At 59.8% G+C, this 16,634-nt stretch carries 18 protein-coding genes; 4 read left to right on the plus strand and 14 right to left on the minus strand.

Annotation, left to right across the window (positions count from 1 at the left end):
- Positions 1-25: 25 nt before the first annotated feature.
- The 3 genes from J3P89_RS20325 (at position 26) to J3P89_RS20335 (ending at position 2,862) form a co-directional block, all read left to right on the plus strand.
- A complete protein-coding gene (locus J3P89_RS20325; RefSeq protein ID WP_434695475.1) occupies positions 26-715 on the plus strand; it encodes a crotonase/enoyl-CoA hydratase family protein in 690 nt (229 codons plus the stop codon).
- Between the two features lie 317 nt (positions 716-1,032).
- Positions 1,033-1,755, plus strand: coding sequence for a 1-acylglycerol-3-phosphate O-acyltransferase (locus J3P89_RS20330; RefSeq protein WP_434695476.1), 723 nt, complete (start codon positions 1,033-1,035; stop codon positions 1,753-1,755).
- Between the two features lie 135 nt (positions 1,756-1,890).
- A complete protein-coding gene (locus J3P89_RS20335) occupies positions 1,891-2,862 on the plus strand; it encodes a magnesium and cobalt transport protein CorA (RefSeq protein ID WP_434603299.1) in 972 nt (323 codons plus the stop codon).
- 89 nt (positions 2,863-2,951) lie between these two features.
- On the opposite strand, the gene J3P89_RS20340 is transcribed toward J3P89_RS20335, so the two are convergent.
- From J3P89_RS20340 to J3P89_RS20350, 3 genes are all read right to left on the minus strand, one after another.
- Entirely contained in the window at positions 2,952-3,686 is a 735-nt protein-coding gene (locus tag J3P89_RS20340; RefSeq protein ID WP_434695477.1) for an amidotransferase, read from the minus strand.
- Between the two features lie 84 nt (positions 3,687-3,770).
- Positions 3,771-5,915, minus strand: a complete 2,145-nt coding sequence (locus tag J3P89_RS20345) for a 3-hydroxyacyl-CoA dehydrogenase NAD-binding domain-containing protein (RefSeq protein ID WP_434695478.1) — start codon at positions 5,913-5,915, stop codon at positions 3,771-3,773.
- Positions 5,916-5,941: 26 nt separating this feature from the next.
- On the minus strand, positions 5,942-7,147 hold the full coding sequence (locus J3P89_RS20350; protein ID WP_434695479.1) for an acetyl-CoA C-acetyltransferase: 1,206 nt from the start codon (positions 7,145-7,147) through the stop codon (positions 5,942-5,944).
- A gap of 587 nt (positions 7,148-7,734) precedes the next feature.
- Between J3P89_RS20350 and J3P89_RS20355 the strand changes: the two genes are divergently transcribed.
- On the plus strand, positions 7,735-8,553 hold the full coding sequence (locus J3P89_RS20355; protein ID WP_434698035.1) for a c-type cytochrome: 819 nt from the start codon (positions 7,735-7,737) through the stop codon (positions 8,551-8,553).
- 79 nt (positions 8,554-8,632) lie between these two features.
- Here the strand turns inward: J3P89_RS20355 and J3P89_RS20360 are convergent, their stop codons facing one another.
- From J3P89_RS20360 to J3P89_RS20410, 11 genes are all read right to left on the minus strand, one after another.
- Positions 8,633-8,974, minus strand: coding sequence for a ribonuclease E inhibitor RraB (locus J3P89_RS20360; RefSeq protein WP_434569327.1), 342 nt, complete (start codon positions 8,972-8,974; stop codon positions 8,633-8,635).
- A gap of 203 nt (positions 8,975-9,177) precedes the next feature.
- Positions 9,178-9,414, minus strand: a complete 237-nt coding sequence (locus J3P89_RS20365; RefSeq protein WP_039593688.1) for a hypothetical protein — start codon at positions 9,412-9,414, stop codon at positions 9,178-9,180.
- 138 nt (positions 9,415-9,552) lie between these two features.
- Positions 9,553-10,161 carry an START domain-containing protein gene (locus J3P89_RS20370; RefSeq protein ID WP_434695481.1) on the minus strand — a complete coding sequence of 203 codons (609 nt, stop codon included), beginning with the start codon at positions 10,159-10,161 and terminating at the stop codon, positions 9,553-9,555.
- Positions 10,162-10,200: 39 nt separating this feature from the next.
- Entirely contained in the window at positions 10,201-10,455 is a 255-nt protein-coding gene (locus tag J3P89_RS20375; protein WP_434603288.1) for a YkgJ family cysteine cluster protein, read from the minus strand.
- Between the two features lie 148 nt (positions 10,456-10,603).
- Positions 10,604-11,077, minus strand: a complete 474-nt coding sequence (locus tag J3P89_RS20380) for a translation initiation factor 2 (RefSeq protein WP_434569331.1) — start codon at positions 11,075-11,077, stop codon at positions 10,604-10,606.
- Positions 11,078-11,161: 84 nt separating this feature from the next.
- The gene (locus J3P89_RS20385; protein ID WP_305496026.1) at positions 11,162-12,604 is read right to left on the minus strand and encodes a PLP-dependent aminotransferase family protein; all 1,443 of its coding nucleotides are present in this window, start codon (positions 12,602-12,604) and stop codon (positions 11,162-11,164) included.
- A 199-nt stretch (positions 12,605-12,803) separates the two neighbouring features.
- A complete protein-coding gene (locus J3P89_RS20390) occupies positions 12,804-13,613 on the minus strand; it encodes an OmpA family protein (protein ID WP_434695482.1) in 810 nt (269 codons plus the stop codon).
- Positions 13,610-13,969, minus strand: a complete 360-nt coding sequence (locus J3P89_RS20395; protein WP_434603286.1) for a DUF4398 domain-containing protein — start codon at positions 13,967-13,969, stop codon at positions 13,610-13,612. The genes J3P89_RS20390 and J3P89_RS20395 overlap by 4 nt, the downstream gene beginning before the upstream one ends.
- A 9-nt stretch (positions 13,970-13,978) precedes the next feature.
- Complete coding sequence (locus tag J3P89_RS20400) at positions 13,979-14,803, minus strand: substrate-binding periplasmic protein (protein ID WP_434695483.1); 825 nt, start codon at positions 14,801-14,803, stop codon at positions 13,979-13,981.
- 74 nt (positions 14,804-14,877) lie between these two features.
- Positions 14,878-15,807, minus strand: a complete 930-nt coding sequence (locus J3P89_RS20405) for an electron transfer flavoprotein subunit alpha/FixB family protein (RefSeq protein ID WP_434695484.1) — start codon at positions 15,805-15,807, stop codon at positions 14,878-14,880.
- A gap of 2 nt (positions 15,808-15,809) precedes the next feature.
- Entirely contained in the window at positions 15,810-16,559 is a 750-nt protein-coding gene (locus J3P89_RS20410) for an electron transfer flavoprotein subunit beta/FixA family protein (protein ID WP_024776877.1), read from the minus strand.
- Positions 16,560-16,634: the final 75 nt, after the last annotated feature.

Below are 16,634 nucleotides of genomic sequence, written 5' to 3' on the forward strand. Positions count from 1 at the left end.
CACTTCTCTTACAAGGAATAGCGTCATGAGCGACCTGATTGCCTACCATCTCGAAGACGGTATCGCGACCCTGACCTTGAACAATGGCAAGGTCAATGCCATTTCGCCTGATGTGATCGTCGCATTCAACGCTGCGCTGGACCAGGCAGTGTCTGATCGCGCGGTGGTAATCATTACCGGGCAACCGGGGATTCTGTCGGGCGGTTACGATTTGAAGGTGATGACCGCCGGCCCCAAGGAGGCAGTCAGTCTGGTCGCGTCTGGCTCGACTCTGGCCCGTCGTTTGTTGTCGCACCCCTTCCCCGTCGTTGTCGCCTGCCCTGGGCATGCGGTGGCCAAGGGTGCGTTCCTGCTGCTGTCGGCGGACTACCGCATTGGTGTGGAGGGGCCGTTTACCATCGGGCTGAACGAGGTGCAGATCGGCATGACCATGCACCACGCCGGTATCGAGCTGGCCCGTGATCGCTTGCGCAAGTCTGCGTTCCACCGCTCGGTGATCAATGGCGAGATGTTCAATCCGCAGAGCGCCGTGGACGCTGGTTTCCTCGACAAGGTGGTCGCGGCTGACGACTTGCAAGCTGCAGCACTGGAGGCAGCGCGTCAGTTGAAGAAGATCAACATGACCGCCCACAAGAACACCAAGCTCAAGGTTCGCAAGGCGTTGCTGGATGCATTGGACAGCGCGATTCTGCTGGATCAGGAATACACGGGCTGAACGTTGGCTAAAGACGATATCGCTCACCTGGAAAAACAACATACCCGTGGCGAGGGAGCTTGCTCCCGCTGGACTGCGTAGCAGGCCCATTTTCATGAGCGCTTCGCACTCAAGCGGGAGCAAGCTCCCTCGCCACGGGACCTGTGCGTTTCCCATGCAAGTTACTGAGGAATCGGTAACCGCTCTATCCCGCTTCTTACGCGTCGTTTAGAAACATACGCTTAAACATCGCCTATCTCCTCCCTATACAGGCGCAATTGCCGAAAACAGTGCACATCCGTACACTGCGCCACCTTTTGTCCCGATGGGGCCTGTTGATGTTGTTTGCACTGCGTATGTGTTTGATGGGCCTGCATTTTATTTTGGCGGGTGTGCTGGGCGTGATCCTGGGTCTGTGCCGGCCGTTCAATCCTGACAACAGTCGTATATGCGCCAGGTTGTACGCGCTGCCTGCGATGTGGTTTCTACGCCTGCGGGTCAAGGCAGAGGTCGACACGCTGGTCAACAAGACTCACGGCTGCGTGATCATCGCCAATCATCAGTCCAACTACGATCTTTTCGTGTTCGGCAATGTGGTGCCGCGTCGTACCGTGTGCATTGGCAAGAAGAGCCTGAAGTGGGTGCCGTTGTTCGGCCAACTGTTCTGGCTGGCGGGCAACGTGTTGATTGATCGCGGCAATGCGATCAAGGCGCGCAAATCGATGCTGACCACCACCCATACATTGCAGCATGAAAACACGTCCATCTGGGTGTTCCCGGAAGGGACGCGCAATTTGGGGGAAGACCTGTTGCCCTTCAAGAAAGGCGCGTTCCAGATGGCGATTGCCGCCGGGGTGCCGATTATCCCGGTGTGCGTCAGCACTTATATCAAGCATATGCGCCTGGATCGCTGGCACGCCGGTGACATTCTCATTCGTTCGCTGCCAGCCATTCCTACCGCTGGCCTGAGCATGGATGACATGCCCCGCCTCATCGCCCAATGCCGCGAACAGATGCGTGAATGCATCGAGACGATGGACCGGCAACTGCGCGTTGCGTAAACCAAAAACCCGCCTTCACGGCGGGTTTTCTTTTGCACCGAACTCGGCGCATTTTGCTGACTCTCAAAGACCATGGCGCGCTAAGCTGCACGTTGCCTGCCACTGCCAATTTCCAAGAAGAAGCGAACCATCACCATGGGTAGAGTCGTTGCTGCTGCGGTTTACAGCGCCGGTAAAAAAGTCACCAATATCACCCTCGACGAAGGCAGCGCCTGGGCTGCAAAACCAGGACACTTTGTCTGGATCGGCCTCGAAGAGCCCAGCGCGCTGGAACTGACCAACCTGCAACGCCAGTTCAACCTGCATGAACTGGCAATTGAAGACGCCATGGAGAAACATAGCCGTCCCAAGCTGGAGACGTTTGGCGATGCGCTGTTCATCGTCACTTATTCACCGGTACGCGAGAACGGCAAGCTGCAATTCATCGAGACCCATATCTTCGCCGGCAAGGGCTATATCATCACCGCTCGCAACGGCCACTCGGCGTCCTACGCACATGTCCGGCAGCGCTGTGAGGCGCGTCCCATCTTGCTGGAGCATGGGGAGGATTTTGTCCTCTACGCCATCCTCGATTTCGTCATCGAGAACTACCAGCCCGTCGGCGAAGCCATCCACACCGAGATCGATGAACTGGAGCGCAACGTACTGTGCAGCGCCTTGAACGAGCGCGATATCCAGAACCTGCACAGTCTGCGCCGCGACGTGCTACGCCTGCGTCGTTATGCGGCACCTATGGTGGAAATCAGCGAAGAGCTGCAGCGCCTGGACTTTCCGTTCATCGACAAGAACATGACTCCGTATTTCCGCGATGTGCAGATTCATGTCACCCGGCAGATGGAAGACCTGGCGACACTGGCGGACATTGCCAGCCAGACCATCGAGATCGGCGTATTGCTGGAGGCCTCGCGCCAGAGCGTGGTGCAGCGCAAGTTCGCAGCGTGGGCGGCGATCCTGGCGTTTCCGACCGCGGTGGCCGGGATCTATGGGATGAACTTCGAAAACATGCCGGAGTTGACCTGGCACTACGGGTATTTCCTGGTGCTCGGGTTTATCGGGGTGGGATGTACGTCGTTGTGGGCCAGTTTCAAGCGATCGGGATGGTTGTAGGATTTGCCGGTGGGATTTGCGTGGCCGACTTCGCGAGCAGGCTCGCTCCCACATTTGATCTGTTGATCAAATGTGGGATGCCCGGATAATCAGCCTTGGGCGGCTTCAGCTTGGGGTTTGTGGGCGACGAAACGCATCATCCACTCCGCTACCGTCGTGCCGTGATGTTCCTGTTCAAGGCTCGCCACGCCCTGGCTGTAGATCTGCTCGCCGAGGTGTTGCTGGCGAATTTCCAGCAGGGCCCGGGAATAATCATGGATGAATTCCGGGTGGCCCTGGAAGCACAGGACCTGATCATTGATGTGATAGGCCGCGAATGGGCAGAAATCGCTTGAGGCGATGACCGTGGCATTTTCCGGCAGCTCGGTGACCTGGTCCTGATGACTGATCAACAAAGTCAGTTCCTCCATCACCGGGCTCATCCAGGGCGCCTTTGCCGCGAGTTTGTAACGATGGGTGCCAACCCCCCATCCCTGGCTGGCGCGCTCGGTCTTGCCGCCCAGCAACAAGGCCAGCAACTGATGACCAAAGCAGACGCCCAGCAGTTTGTCGCCACGCTGGTAGCGGTCCATCAGATAGGTCTTGAGGGTCTGGATCCAGGGGTCGCTGCCAAAGGAGTCGGCCTTGCTGCCGGTCACCAGGTAGGCGTCGAATTGCTTGTCATCGCTGGGGTATTGCCCTTCCACCACGTTGTATACGACAAACTCGGCCGCAATGGGCTGTTGCGAAAACAGGCGCTGGAACATCTGCCCGTAACCCTGATATTGCTCGACCAGTTCCGGACGCAGGATATCGGTTTCCAGAATGCAGATGCGTAACGACATAAAAAATACCTGACACGATGATGGGAATATTGCACACCCCAGAGCCTGCCTTGAAACACCGCTCCAAGGCAAGCCCCCTCCCCGTCAGAACGTCGCCCGGCTGGCGGCTTTTTCCAGCAACAGGGCCGGCGGTGAGAAACGTTCGCCATATTGCTCGGCCAGGTACTGGGCACGAGCGATAAATGCCGGCAAACCGTACTGGTTGATGAACTGCAACGTCCCACCTGTCCAGGCCGCGAAACCGATGCCGAACACCGAGCCGACATTGGCATCCGGCGTCGAAGTGACGACGCCTTCTTCTACGCAGCGAACAGTTTCCAAGGCCTGAATGAACAGCAGGCGATCGCGGATATCCTGCGCGGGGATTTGCCCATCGGCTTTTTCGAAACGGCTCTTGAGCTCCGGCCAGAGATGCTTCTGCCCTTGGGCTGGATAGTCATAAAAACCGGCTCCGGCCGCTTTGCCTGGTCGTTTGTACTCATCAAGGAGCAGGTCGATCACGGCGAATGCAGGATGTTCTTTCGGCGCTTTCCCTTCTGCGTGCAGGTCTCTGGCGGTTTGAGCGCGGATATGGCTCATCAAACCGAGGGAAACTTCGTCCGAAACAGCCAGGGGCCCGACCGGCATCCCGGCTTTGCGCGCTTCGGTTTCGATCATCGGCGCACTCACGCCCTCGCCGAGCATCGCAATGCCTTCGTTGATGAAGGTGCCAAACACCCGCGAAGTGAAAAAACCACGGCTGTCTTTGACCACGATGGGCGTCTTGTCGATCTGCCGGGCAAAATCGAAAGCCCGGGCCAGGGTTTCATCACTGGTCCCGGCCCCCTTGATGATTTCCACCAGCGGCATTTTTTCCACCGGACTGAAGAAGTGCAGCCCGATAAATCTGCTCGCGTCCGGCACCGCCTCGGCCAAGCCAGTGATGGGCAGAGTCGAGGTGTTGGAAGCGATCACCGCCGCAGGCCCCGCTGCCGCTGGGGCTGCTGACGATACCTGGGCTTTCAGGGAACGGTTTTCGAAGACGGCCTCGATGATCAGATCGCAACCGGCCAGCTCGGCATCGTTGTCGGTAGGGTGAATCCGCGCCAGCGTGGCGTCGCGTTGTTCCTCGGTGAGTTGGCCGCGCGCGACTTTTTTGTCCAGCAACGCCGCCGAGCGTGCCTTGCCCTTCTGTGCGGCGGCCAGGTCGATGTCCTTGAGCACCACGTCTATGCCAGCCACCGCGCTGACGTAGGCGATACCGGCGCCCATCATGCCCGCACCGAGCACGCCGACTTTTTTTGTCAGATAAGGCGCAACACCCTGTGGGCGGGATCTGCCGGCCTTGATTTCGTTGAGTTGAAACCAGAAGGTGCCGATCAGGTTCTTCGCCACTTGTCCCGTGGCGAGTTCGGTGAAATAGCGCGTCTCGATCAGATGCGCCGCGTCAAACGCCACCTGCGCGCCCTCTACCGCAGCGCAGAGAATCTTTTCCGGGGCCGGCAGGCAGCCCTGGGTCTTGTTGCGCAGGATCGAAGGCGCGATCGCCAGCATCTGGGCGACCTTCGGGTCGGACGGGGTCCCGCCTGGAAGCCGATACCCCTTCACGTCCCAAGGTTGGATCGCATCCGGATGGGCGAGAATCCAGGCTCGGGACTTGGCCAGCAGCTCGTCGCGATCCGCCGCCAGCTCGTCGATCAAGCCGGCCTGCAACGCCTGCTGCGGGCCAAGTCGCTTGCCCTCGAGCAGATACGGCAAAGCCTTTTCCAAACCCAGCACCCGCACCATCCGCACCACACCGCCACCGCCCGGCAGCAAGCCGAGGGTGACCTCCGGCAAGCCGATCTGCACCGATGGATGGTCCAGCGCTACGCGATGATGACACGCCAGGCAGATTTCCCAGCCGCCGCCCAAGGCCGCACCATTGATCGCCGCGACGACGGGTACACCGAGGGTTTCGAGGGCGCGCAGTTGCGCTTTCAGCCCCAGGACCATCTGATAGAACGCCTGGGCCTCGGATGGGTCGACCCTGACCAGCTCGTTCAAGTCGCCACCGGCAAAAAAGGTTTTCTTGGCCGAGGTGATGATCACTCCGGCGATCGAATCTTTTTCGGCCAACAGACGCGCCACGCAGGCGGCCATCGCCTCGCGATAGGTCGCGTTCATGGTATTGCTGCTCTGGCCCGGCATGTCCAGGGTCAGGAGAACGATCCGGTCCTGGCCGGTTTCGTAACGAATGGCTTCGGTCATGAAAAGTGTTCCTTGGTGTCGAGGGCTCAGAGGCGTTCGATGATGGTGGCGATGCCCATTCCGCCGCCGACACACAGCGTCGCCAGGCCGTAACGCAGGCGACGCGCCTCCAGCTCATCGAGCAAAGTGCCAAGAATTGCGCACCCGGTGGCACCCAGTGGGTGCCCCATGGCGATAGAACCGCCGTTGACATTCACCTTTGCGGGATCGATGGCCATGTCCTTGATGAATTTGAGCACCACCGAGGCGAAGGCTTCGTTGACCTCGAACAGATCGATGTCTTCCACCCGCAACCCGGCTTTCGCCAAGGCCTTGCGGGTGGCCGGGGCCGGGCCAGTGAGCATGATGGTCGGCTCGGTGCTGGTGACCGCAGTGGCGACGATTCGCGCCCGGGGCTCCAGGCCCAGCTCGCGGCCCTTTGCCTCGGTGCCTATCAGCATGAGCGCCGCGCCGTCGACGATGCCCGAGCTGTTGCCAGGGGTGTGCACATGGTTGATTCGTTCGACATGGCTGTAGACACGCAACGCCGTCGCGTCGAAGCCCATCTGGCCCATCGCCTCGAAACTCGGCCGAAGCTTGCCCAGCCCTTCAAGGGTCGAGTCGCCACGGATGAATTCGTCGTGGTCCAGCAGCACGATGCCATTCTGGTCCCGCACCGCCACCAGGGATTTAGCAAACGATCCGTCGTCCCGAGCCCGAGCGGCCTTGCGCTGGGATTGCAACGCGAAGGTATCGACCTCTTCGCGATTGAAGCCTTCCAGGGTAGCGATCAGGTCCGCGCCAATGCCCTGGGGGACAAAATGCCCCTGCAGGTTCGATTGTGGGTCCAGCGCCCATGCGCCTCCATCGCTGCCCATCGGTACCCGCGACATCGACTCCACGCCGCCGGCCACCACCAGGTCCTCGAAGCCGGAGCGCACCTTCATCGCCGCCAGGTTCACCGCCTCAAGGCCCGAGGCGCAGAAACGGTTGAGTTGCACGCCCGCCACGCTGACGTCCCAGCCCGCCACCAGGGCCGCCGTCTTGGCAATGTCGGCGCCTTGGTCGCCTACCGGAGTCACGCAGCCGAGCACGATGTCATCGACGTGACGGGTGTCCAGGTCCATGCGCTGGCGCAACGCGTCGAGCAGGCCGGCGACCAGGTTCACCGGCTTGACGGTGTACAGGGCGCCATCGGCCTTGCCCTTGCCGCGGGGCGTGCGTAATGCATCGAAAATCAAAGCTTGGGTCATGACATCCTCGAACCATCATCGACGTAATGCGAACACCTCCAACCTTAAGCCCAGCGGCGCCGGATTCAATGACCCCAGCGCTCAACGGCATTGACAGCCACGCTCAGACGAACGGTAGCGTGCTATCGGGTTAACCGTTTCAGGTGAGCAAGCTGTCTAGCAAGAGGGCCGGCAAGTAGCTGGCAATAGGCCTCATGCCTGTTTAATAGCTATCAGCTTAAAACTCATATGAATTGGATCTAAGCCAATGCGGCTGCGGCCCCTAATGTAAACCCTGTACAAGAGAGTCGTCGGGTTTTGCCGAGGCGCTTGTCAGCCAGTTTCAAACAGGAAGTGCAACGCCAGCCGCCACGGAGCTACGCAGGCTGGCCTCAGGAAATAACAAAAAAGGCGGGTCAGCCATGTTCAAACATTCGAAAGTTCGCCAAGCCGGACTCATCCTCTTTGCCACTACGCTGCTGTTGATTTTGCCGAACATTACCAAGGTCATCGGCTGAATCCGGCGCGTGGTGCCATCGCCAGCAAATGCACGAGGGTCGTTGTTCAAGCGACGGTGGCTGTGCCACCCTTTGCGCTTCCCTCTCGACATGGAAGGCGATTCATTGAAAGCTCTCATTGCGATCGGGGCGCTGCTGCTCAGCACGCCTCTATTTGCCGCGCAACTCGTGCTTGAACTGGGCACGCAGGCACGCACCTGGCAAACCGAGGAACTGCTCAAGCATCCTGAAGCTCGAACGGTCCGGATCAATGAAGATGTTTCCTACAAGAAACCCATGAGCTATCGCGCCGTCCCCCTCACGGCGTTGTTGACCGGCGTCCAGCCGGATGACCATTTGCAGGCCGTGGCGCTGGATGGCTTTGCCGCCGAAATGCCCGCTGCACCGTTGCTCAACCAGAGTGGCGCCCGTGCGTGGCTGGCGATCGAAGACCCAGCAGCCCCCTGGCCGTCGCTGGGCGAGGGCAAGCGCAGTGCCGGGCCCTTTTACTTGGTCTGGACCGATCCCCAGGCGGGCCATATCAGCCCCGAACAGTGGCCCTACGCGCTGGCGAGCATCAAGCGCCTGTCCGCGGTGGCCGAGCGCTTCCCGGCCCTGCTGCCCGCCCCAGACCTGACCAAGGAGGATCCGATCAATCAGGGTTTTGCGCTGTTCCAGAAAAACTGCCTGGCCTGCCACCGCCTCAACGGTGCAGGCGATGCCCAGTTCGGCCCGGACCTGAACATTCCCTTCAATCCAACCGAGTACTTCTCGGGGGATTTTCTCAAGCGTTACATACGGGATCCGCAGAGCCTGCGGCGCTGGCCTCAAGGGAAGATGCCGGGGTTCTCGGCGGCGGTGCTGCCGGATGCGGAGCTTGATTTGCTGGTGGGATATTTGAAGCATATGGCGGGACGCAAGCAGCCGTAGATGCTGAATTGCCACAAGAGCGCTACATGAAAACGGCCGACACAAAGGTCAGCCGTTGCTGTGCTGCAAAGTGTAAGTGTCAGGCCTGCAGGCGACGGATCTCCTGCTTGACGCCCCACCCTTCAATGATGCCACCCAGTGGCTCCACCACCGCCTCGAAGTTCAGTTCGAAGTCGCCGATATCATCATAGGTGGCGTACATCACCCGGCTCAGTTCCAGTGACCAGGCACCATCTTCCCGAGCGCTGATCTGCGCGTTCAACGATTCTCCCCGAAAATGACCTGCCGCCCTGCGCGCCCGTTCCTCGTCGGGAAAAATGGCGTAGAACTCGATGGGATGGAATTGGGAGAAATCGAAACCGCCTTCTTTCATGCGGCGCAACACGCTGGTGCTGACATCTTCTTGATAGGCTGTGCTCATGAAACGTCCTCCTCAGAACCGATGGATAGACTTTCCGTCTTCCCGTGCATGCAACCAGCGGTTACAAGCGATACGGCATCAAATGACCGTCGGGACACAAGCATGTAGCTGACAAGACCGGACCTTCGCGATCCTTTCGCTGATCTCGATTGCAGAGTAGCGTCAAGTCAGTGCGACTGCCAAGCGGGACCAGACAATGAATTTCATGAAATCGGTTTAATGCTGATGATCTCAATGCTGTTCTGGGTTTTCAGGCTCTTGACCGTGGGGTCGTCGGTGCGGCCCTCCAGGTCGTTGAGGTCCAGCTCTTTCGAGAGAGGTACCAGCTTTTCCCGAATCAGTTGTGCCGCTTGTTCCATCGTGGGCTCCTGGGCGTAATCAAACTGCTCGGCAATCGTTTCGCCGTGATCGTCAACGAAGGTGATTTCCCACTTTTGCATCAATGTCTCCTTGATCGATGGAATGGCCGGGCTTACCTCTATCTCGACATTGGCGGCGAAACAATCGTTCCGCTGAGTTCGTTGACGGCACATACGAAAAAACCGCCTCAAGGGCGGTTTTTCTCGGAGTGACCAGGGCTATTTTTCGGCGCGTTCTTTCAACGCTTTCAGGGTATTGAACGGCGCATCCACCACGAACTTGTTAGCCAGCCAGGACGGAACGTCGCCACCCGGCTCGGTATGGACCTGGTAAATCACCTCGACCTGATCCGCGCCCTTGGGAGTGAATTTCCAGAAACCGTCGACTTGTGCCACTCGCACGAAACCCTTTTCTTCAGGAGCGTAAGTGGGCACGCCCTTGAGATTGCGGGTCAGGCTGCCATCCGCGCCTTCGACGGTGGTAACTTCCAGCACGGAGTCACGCGGCGTAACCGGCCACGGCGTGTTGAATCGAGTGTAGGTCCAGCTCTTGTCGCCCTCGTGCTTGAGCAGCTTCTGGCTCTTGCATTCATGAATCCAGGCACAGGCACCCGATACGTCCTCCTGCAAGGCGCGCAACTTCGCCATGGTCGTCTTCATCACGGTCACGCCTTGGTAGGCCTTGTACTTGGAACCGCTGACTTCACTGAGTGAAACCTTGATGCCGTCCTTTTCCTTGGCAACCTGCCAATCCTCAGCCTGGGCGGTAGCCGTCGCCAGCAACACGGTCAAACCACACAACACAGCCATACGATGCAGCGAACCCATAGTTGTTTTCCTTGTTTTCGAAGTTCCGATCTTGACGCATTACGCTGCCGTGACTTGCTCCCACCAACCGATCAAGCGAATGGCTTCTTCGCTGCTGTCGCCACAGACCTCGATGTCAGCCTCAAACGCCGAGCACACCGCGGGGCGATCGGCCCGGCCGAATATCTGGCACAGATTGTCGACCGACAACTGCACGCAACGCTCGCCCGCCGGCTTGCCTTGAGGCATCCCCGGGATGGGTGAGCTGATGGAGGGGGCGATGCAGCAGGCGCCACAGCCCTCGCGGCATTTCATGACGAAAACGTCCTCGCGGCAGGTAATGGTTGATAACAGGACAGAGAGTAACGGCTAAAACGAACGTTTCAAATTACTGGATGGGTGTTTTTTTGTTCATGACGCGATGACCGAGCAGTCAGTGAGGAGTTGCAGGCGCAATGAATGCCTACTGCTTGAATTCGAACTCCAGCGCTGCGCCTTCCACTTCGTTGCGCTCCTGGTTGCGCAACGGCAGCTGCATTTCGTTGCTCAGCAAACGTCCGTTGAGTTGGAACGGCCCAGGCTTATCGCCGAACATGGGCGGCAACAACGGCTCACGCTTGGGCAGCGGCACAGTTCCCGGGGGCTTCAGCTCCTCGACCATTTCATTGGGCAAGCTCAAATCGAGCTTCGCCGGCGGCAGTCGGGTCTTGGCAATTTCGCGAGCAGATTTGCTTTTGGAGGCGACGGGGGCACGTTTTTTTCTGGTATTCGCGGCTTTCTTCGCGGGGGCTTTTTTCACCGCTGCGGGTGCCTTGCCAGGATTCTTCGTAGCGCTGGCCGCGGGTTTTTCCTGTGCCGCAGCCGCCACGACGCCTCCTGAATGGAAGGCAGTCAACAGGCCAAGCAAAACCCAGACGGCAGGGACAATGGCTTTCATTGGACTCGATGGCAGTTACGACACAAGCCCCATGCTCGCCTGTTAATCGAGCGCTGACAAGCATGTCCATCCAAGCGCTTGAATTTAAAGGAGCCCGCTCGCGGTCTCCTGGCACAGCTGGGTGGCCAACAGCCCCAGCGTCATCAGAGCCCGCTCTGCCTCGCGGTTCCAGGGCGTACCGCAGTTCAGGCGAATGCAGTGGTTGAACTGCTCGGTGTTACTGAAGATCAGCCCGGGGGCGATGCTGATGCCCTGCTGCAGCGCCCGCACGTGCAACTCCTGGGTATTGACCCGTCCCGGCAGGCTGACCCAAAGGATGAAGCCCCCGGTAGGACGACTCATTTGCGTGCCTTCGGGAAAATACTGCTGCACAGCCAGTTGAAAGGCGCTGAGGTTCTTGCGGTACTCCTGGCGAATGTAGCGCAGATGCCGGTCGTAGCCGCCGTTTTCCAGGTACGCCGCAATGCCCATCTGCGTGACGCTGCACGCCGAATGAGTGCTGAACGTTTGCAGCCGCTGGATCTCTTGCTGGAACTTGCCGGCGATCATCCAGCCGATGCGCACACCCGGCGATAAAGTCTTGGAAAAACTCGAGCAGTAGATCACCCGATCCAGGCGGTCGTAGGCCTTGAGTGCCTTGGTACGCCCCTGCTCGAACATCAGTTCGCCGTAAATGTCGTCCTCGACAATCTGAATGTCGAAATCCGACGCCAGGCGCAGCAGCTGTTTTTGCCGCTCCTCAGGCATCGTGCCGCCGAGGGGATTGCTCAGGCGCGTGGTCAGGACCAACGCCTTGATCGACCATTGGTTGGCCGCCAGCTGCAAGGCTTCAAGGCTCATACCGGTGACCGGATCGCTGGGGATCTCAATTACCTTGAGCCCCAACAGGTCCGCCAACTGCAGCAAACCGTAATAGGTCGGCGACTCGGCGGCGATCAAATCCCCCGGCCGGGTCAGCACGCGCAGCGACATTTGCAACGCATCGACGCAGCCATGGGTAATCACCACTTCGGAGGGGTCGACCACGACTCCGGCATCACGCATGCGAATCGCCACCTGGCGCCGTAACGGCTCGAAGCCGGGGCTGAACATGTAGCTGAAGGCCCGCGGACTGTGAAACCGTGTGACCTTGGCCAACTGCTGGTGCAACGCCCGCACTGGCAGATAATCGACGCTCGGCACCGCCGCGCCCAGCGGGAAGACCCCTTCACGGCGCGACTCGACTAACACCTGCTGGATAATGCTGCTGCGCGTCACCAGGCCGGGGCGCTCGACCCGGGCGATGTCCGGCGTCGGCGCGGTCAGGGCCGGCGTCTGGTGCACGTAGTAACCCGACTGCGGCCGCGCCCGGATCAACCCCTGGTCTTCCAGGTTGGCATAGGCCTGCAACACAGTGGCATGGCTGACGTTGAGCTGCGAACTCATCTTGCGCACCGACGGCACGCGTTCGCCGGGCTGATAGACACCGCGCCGGATATCTTCAGCCAGTTGTTGAGCAATACGTTGGTAGAGCAGGAGGTTGGTCATGACGCAGCACTCGATTTCACGGGCATTTTATTCTTGTGGGAAATATTACCGGAACAGTTTAGAAGTGTACTGGGACAGTTGCCAGATTACTTGACAGCACAGTGCAGTGACACCCCCAAACTGTACCCATTCCTCGCAATCTCAGGCCAAAAAAAACCCGGCGCCTTGGCAGGGGCCGGGTTTTCCAGTGACGCAACCCTCAGCGGGCGGCGCCGAGCTGGCCTTTCTCGTCGGAAAAGACGATTTCCACACGACGGTTCTGGGCCCGGCCACGCTCGGAAGCGTTGACGTCCACCGGATATTGATCGCCGTAGCCTTCGACCTGAATGCGTTTTTCATCGATCCCCAGGTCCACCAGCACGTCCGCCACCGCCTGCGCGCGATCACGGGACAACTTGACGTTCTCCTGCTTGCCACCGGTGCTGTCGGTGTAGCCCTCGATACGCACCACGCGCTTGGGATTGAGCTGCAGGAACTGCACGATCTTGAGCACCACGCGGTTGGCCGAGTTCTTCAGTTCCGCTTCGCCGGTGTCGAACAGTACGTCACCCAGGGTCATCACCAAGCCGCGATCAGTCTGGGTGGTGGCCATCGCCATGATCTGTTCTTCCAGCCACTTGCCTTGCTGCTGGACGCTCAGCAACTTGGATTCGCGCAAGGCCAATTGCAGGCGCTGGCGTTCCAGCTCAAGCTTCGCCGCGCGCTCTTCGTTGAGCAACTGATTGCTGTGTTCCCGCGCGATCTCGCTGTAGCGCTGGCTCAGGTAAGCGTAATGCTGGACATCCTCGCCGCTGCCCCAATAGCTGGACAGGCGATCGGCCCGGGCCAGGGATTCGCCGGCGCGGATGACATCCTTGGGCGCGGCGCGCAGGACATTAGCGTCTTCTTTGACCTTCTGGAAGCTGGCGCTGGCCTGTTCCAGCGCCGCTTCGCTACGCTGGCCGGCGCAGCCATACAAACTGGCGAGGCCCGCGAGGACCAGGCTGCCACATACATGGGACGGCTTCATTGGGCATCATCCCTCAACTGTTTGCGCAAGCGCTTGATTCGAGTATCGAGCACGTTCAACTGCTCCTGGCGCTTGAGACTGAGCACCTTCGCTTCGGCCAGGCGGGCGTCCAGCTCGGCCTGCTCGGCGCGCATGCGTGCCTTCTTGTAGGATTCGTCGGCCATGTTGCTCTTGGCGCGGGCGAATTTTTCTTCGGCGAGTTTAAGTTCAGGCACGTCATCGGCGGTGGCGCCCACCGCATGGGCCTGCTCGATGGCCTGCTCAGTCAGGCGCAGCTGTTCATTCGGCGCCGGATCGGCTGCACAACCCGCCAGAGCCAGAACGGCCAGGGCAGCGAAAAGAGGTCGAATAGTCACTAATGTTCCCTACTGTTTTGGGGCACTGACAGTTGGCTGCAACTGTGTTCTCCAACGCTCCAGATTGCGCTGCAACACAGCCTCCGTCAGGCCGGACGCGGCCAATTCTGTCATCTTTTGCGCCAGCTGTCCGCGCAACCATGGGTCGTTGCAGGCGGAGTTATGGGAAACCGCGAGGAACAATCCCGGTTTATCCACCGGTTGCGGTGCCGCCTGCAGATCGTTGGCCATCCCCAATGTCTGCGCCATCGCCATGCCCGAGTAGCGTCCTGCCAAGACATATTCCACTTCACCCAGCAGCAATTTCTGAAAGGCCTGGGTCAGGTTGGGTGTCCGGGTCAGGGTTAGATTCTGCTCGGCAAAGACGCTGAATCCCTGGGTCATTTGGGCCTTCTCCGACAAGGCTCCGGGATGTCCGTGAAGGTCCTCGGGCCGGGTGATGAGCAACGTCGAATCCTTGCGGGTCCAGACCAGGTAATCATTTTCCAGCAAGGCCGGATGCACGTAATCGAGGCTTTCCAGCCCGTTCGTGGTCAGCGGAGCATCGGTGAGCAGGTCCATGCGCCCGCTGCGCACCTCGTCCAATGCCTGGGCACGCTTGCCGGCGTAGAGCAGCTCGATCTTGATCCCCAGCGCCTTAGCCACCTGCTCCAGCAGTTCGGCGCCAGCGCCGATCAGGTGCTTGGGGTCCTGGGGGTCTTGCCAAAGGTAAGGCGGCGCATCGGGGCTGCCAGTGGCGACCAGACGCTCACATTTGCCAGCGGCGACAGACAGGCCCGGCATGCAAGCCAATGCCCACAACAACGACCAACTGGCCAAATGGCGAAGATCCATGGCGCTACGCTCCCCGGAAGCAGAAATAAAAAACCCGGCCAAAGGCCGGGCTCTTTATAAGTGAAGACGCCGGATTAGACCAGCTTCTCCAGCTCGGGGATGGCTTCGAACAGGTCAGCCACCAGGCCATAATCGGCCACCTGGAAGATCGGCGCTTCTTCGTCCTTGTTGATCGCAACGATCACCTTGGAGTCTTTCATGCCGGCCAGGTGCTGGATCGCGCCGGAGATACCGACGGCGATGTACAGCTGTGGCGCAACGATCTTGCCGGTCTGGCCGACCTGCATGTCGTTGGGCACAAACCCTGCGTCGACCGCGGCGCGGGAAGCGCCGACGGCAGCGCCCAGCTTGTCGGCCAGGGCGTACAGGTGCTTGAAGTTGTCACCGTTCTGCATGCCGCGACCGCCGGAAACGACGATCTTGGCAGCGGTCAGCTCAGGGCGATCGGATTTCGCCAGCTCTTCGTTGACGAAGCTGGAGATGCCGGCGTCATGAGCAGCGCCTACCGCTTCAACGGCAGCCGAGCCACCTTCGGCGGCAACCGGGTCGAAACCGGTGGCGCGCACGGTGATGACCTTGATCGCAGCGGTCGATTGTACGGTGGCGATGGCGTTGCCGGCGTAGATCGGGCGCTTGAAAGTATCGGCGCTTTCCACCGAGATGATTTCGGAGATCTGGTCGACGTCCAGTGCGGCAGCCACGCGCGGCAGGATGTTCTTGCCGTTGGAGGTAGCGGCAGCCAGGATGTGGCTGTAGCCCTTGCCCAGCTCGGCCACCAGCGGAGCAACGTTTTCCGGCAGCTGATGTGCGTAGGCGGCGTTGTCAGCCGACAGTACTTTTGCCACGCCGGCAATTTTAGCAGCAGCTTCGGCAACGGCACTTGCGCCCTGCCCGGCCACCAGCACGTGCACATTGCCACCGATTTTGGCCGCGGCAGCAACGGTGTTCAGCGTGGCCGGAGCCAGCGCCTTGTTATCGTGTTCGGCGATTACCAAGATAGTCATAGTCAGATTACCTTCGCTTCGTTTTTCAGTTTCTCGACCAGTTCAGCCACCGACTTGACCTTGATGCCCGCGCTGCGTGCAGCCGGCGCTTCGACCTTCAGGGTCTTGTTGGTGGAGGCGGTGGAAACGCCCAAAGCATCCGGAGTCAGCACTTCAAGCGGCTTCTTCTTGGCTTTCATGATGTTTGGCAGGGACGCATAACGCGGCTCGTTCAAACGCAGGTCGGTGGTGACAATGGCCGGCAGTTTCAGGGAAACCGTCTGCGCGCCGCCGTCGATCTCGCGGGTCACGGCAACGCTGTCGCCGGACACTTCGACTTTCGAAGCGAAGGTGCCCTGGCCGTAGCCGCTCAATGCCGCGAGCATCTGGCCGGTCTGGTTGTTGTCGCTGTCAATGGCCTGCTTGCCGAGGATCACCAGCTGTGGCTGTTCCTTGTCGACAACGGCTTTCAACAGTTTGGCAACGGCCAGGGAAGTCAGCTCTTCGGCGGATTCGACGAGGATGGCGCGATCGGCACCCAGCGCCAGCGCAGTACGCAGTTGCTCCTGGGCGGTGGTCGGGCCGATGGAGACGACGACGATCTCGGTCGCCACGCCTTTTTCCTTCAGGCGTACGGCTTCTTCCACGGCGATTTCGCAGAAGGGGTTCATCGACATCTTGACGTTGGCGAGGTCGACGCCGGAGTTGTCCGCCTTGACGCGAACCTTGACGTTATAGTCGACCACTCGTTTGACAGCTACAAGAACCTTCATGGATTCCTCGTTACTCTCCGGTGAAAAGAAAGTCGCCTGGGCGAACCTGGCGGTTGATGATCATGGGCGCAAGGG

It is taken from the genome of Pseudomonas sp. Z1-14, from assembly GCF_051132005.1.
GTDB lineage: Bacteria > Pseudomonadota > Gammaproteobacteria > Pseudomonadales > Pseudomonadaceae > Aquipseudomonas.

What these genes read in the sequence shown, in the direction of transcription:
- J3P89_RS20380 (WP_434569331.1), bottom strand. Translation starts at nt 11,077, where the DNA reads ATGAAAGCCATTGTCCCTGCCGTCTGGGTTTTGCTTGGCCTGTTGACT.
- J3P89_RS20345 (WP_434695478.1), bottom strand. Translation starts at nt 5,915, where the DNA reads ATGACCGAAGCCATTCGTTACGAAACCGGCCAGGACCGGATCGTTCTC.
- J3P89_RS20365 (WP_039593688.1), bottom strand. Translation starts at nt 9,414, where the DNA reads ATGCAAAAGTGGGAAATCACCTTCGTTGACGATCACGGCGAAACGATT.
- J3P89_RS20325 (WP_434695475.1), top strand. Translation starts at nt 26, where the DNA reads ATGAGCGACCTGATTGCCTACCATCTCGAAGACGGTATCGCGACCCTG.
- J3P89_RS20390 (WP_434695482.1), bottom strand. Translation starts at nt 13,613, where the DNA reads ATGAAGCCGTCCCATGTATGTGGCAGCCTGGTCCTCGCGGGCCTCGCC.
- J3P89_RS20370 (WP_434695481.1), bottom strand. Translation starts at nt 10,161, where the DNA reads ATGGGTTCGCTGCATCGTATGGCTGTGTTGTGTGGTTTGACCGTGTTG.
- J3P89_RS20410 (WP_024776877.1), bottom strand. Translation starts at nt 16,559, where the DNA reads ATGAAGGTTCTTGTAGCTGTCAAACGAGTGGTCGACTATAACGTCAAG.
- J3P89_RS20330 (WP_434695476.1), top strand. Translation starts at nt 1,033, where the DNA reads ATGTTGTTTGCACTGCGTATGTGTTTGATGGGCCTGCATTTTATTTTG.
- J3P89_RS20355 (WP_434698035.1), top strand. Translation starts at nt 7,735, where the DNA reads ATGGAAGGCGATTCATTGAAAGCTCTCATTGCGATCGGGGCGCTGCTG.
- J3P89_RS20350 (WP_434695479.1), bottom strand. Translation starts at nt 7,147, where the DNA reads ATGACCCAAGCTTTGATTTTCGATGCATTACGCACGCCCCGCGGCAAG.
- J3P89_RS20340 (WP_434695477.1), bottom strand. Translation starts at nt 3,686, where the DNA reads ATGTCGTTACGCATCTGCATTCTGGAAACCGATATCCTGCGTCCGGAA.
- J3P89_RS20400 (WP_434695483.1), bottom strand. Translation starts at nt 14,803, where the DNA reads ATGGATCTTCGCCATTTGGCCAGTTGGTCGTTGTTGTGGGCATTGGCT.
- J3P89_RS20335 (WP_434603299.1), top strand. Translation starts at nt 1,891, where the DNA reads ATGGGTAGAGTCGTTGCTGCTGCGGTTTACAGCGCCGGTAAAAAAGTC.
- J3P89_RS20360 (WP_434569327.1), bottom strand. Translation starts at nt 8,974, where the DNA reads ATGAGCACAGCCTATCAAGAAGATGTCAGCACCAGCGTGTTGCGCCGC.
- J3P89_RS20375 (WP_434603288.1), bottom strand. Translation starts at nt 10,455, where the DNA reads ATGAAATGCCGCGAGGGCTGTGGCGCCTGCTGCATCGCCCCCTCCATC.
- J3P89_RS20385 (WP_305496026.1), bottom strand. Translation starts at nt 12,604, where the DNA reads ATGACCAACCTCCTGCTCTACCAACGTATTGCTCAACAACTGGCTGAA.
- J3P89_RS20405 (WP_434695484.1), bottom strand. Translation starts at nt 15,807, where the DNA reads ATGACTATCTTGGTAATCGCCGAACACGATAACAAGGCGCTGGCTCCG.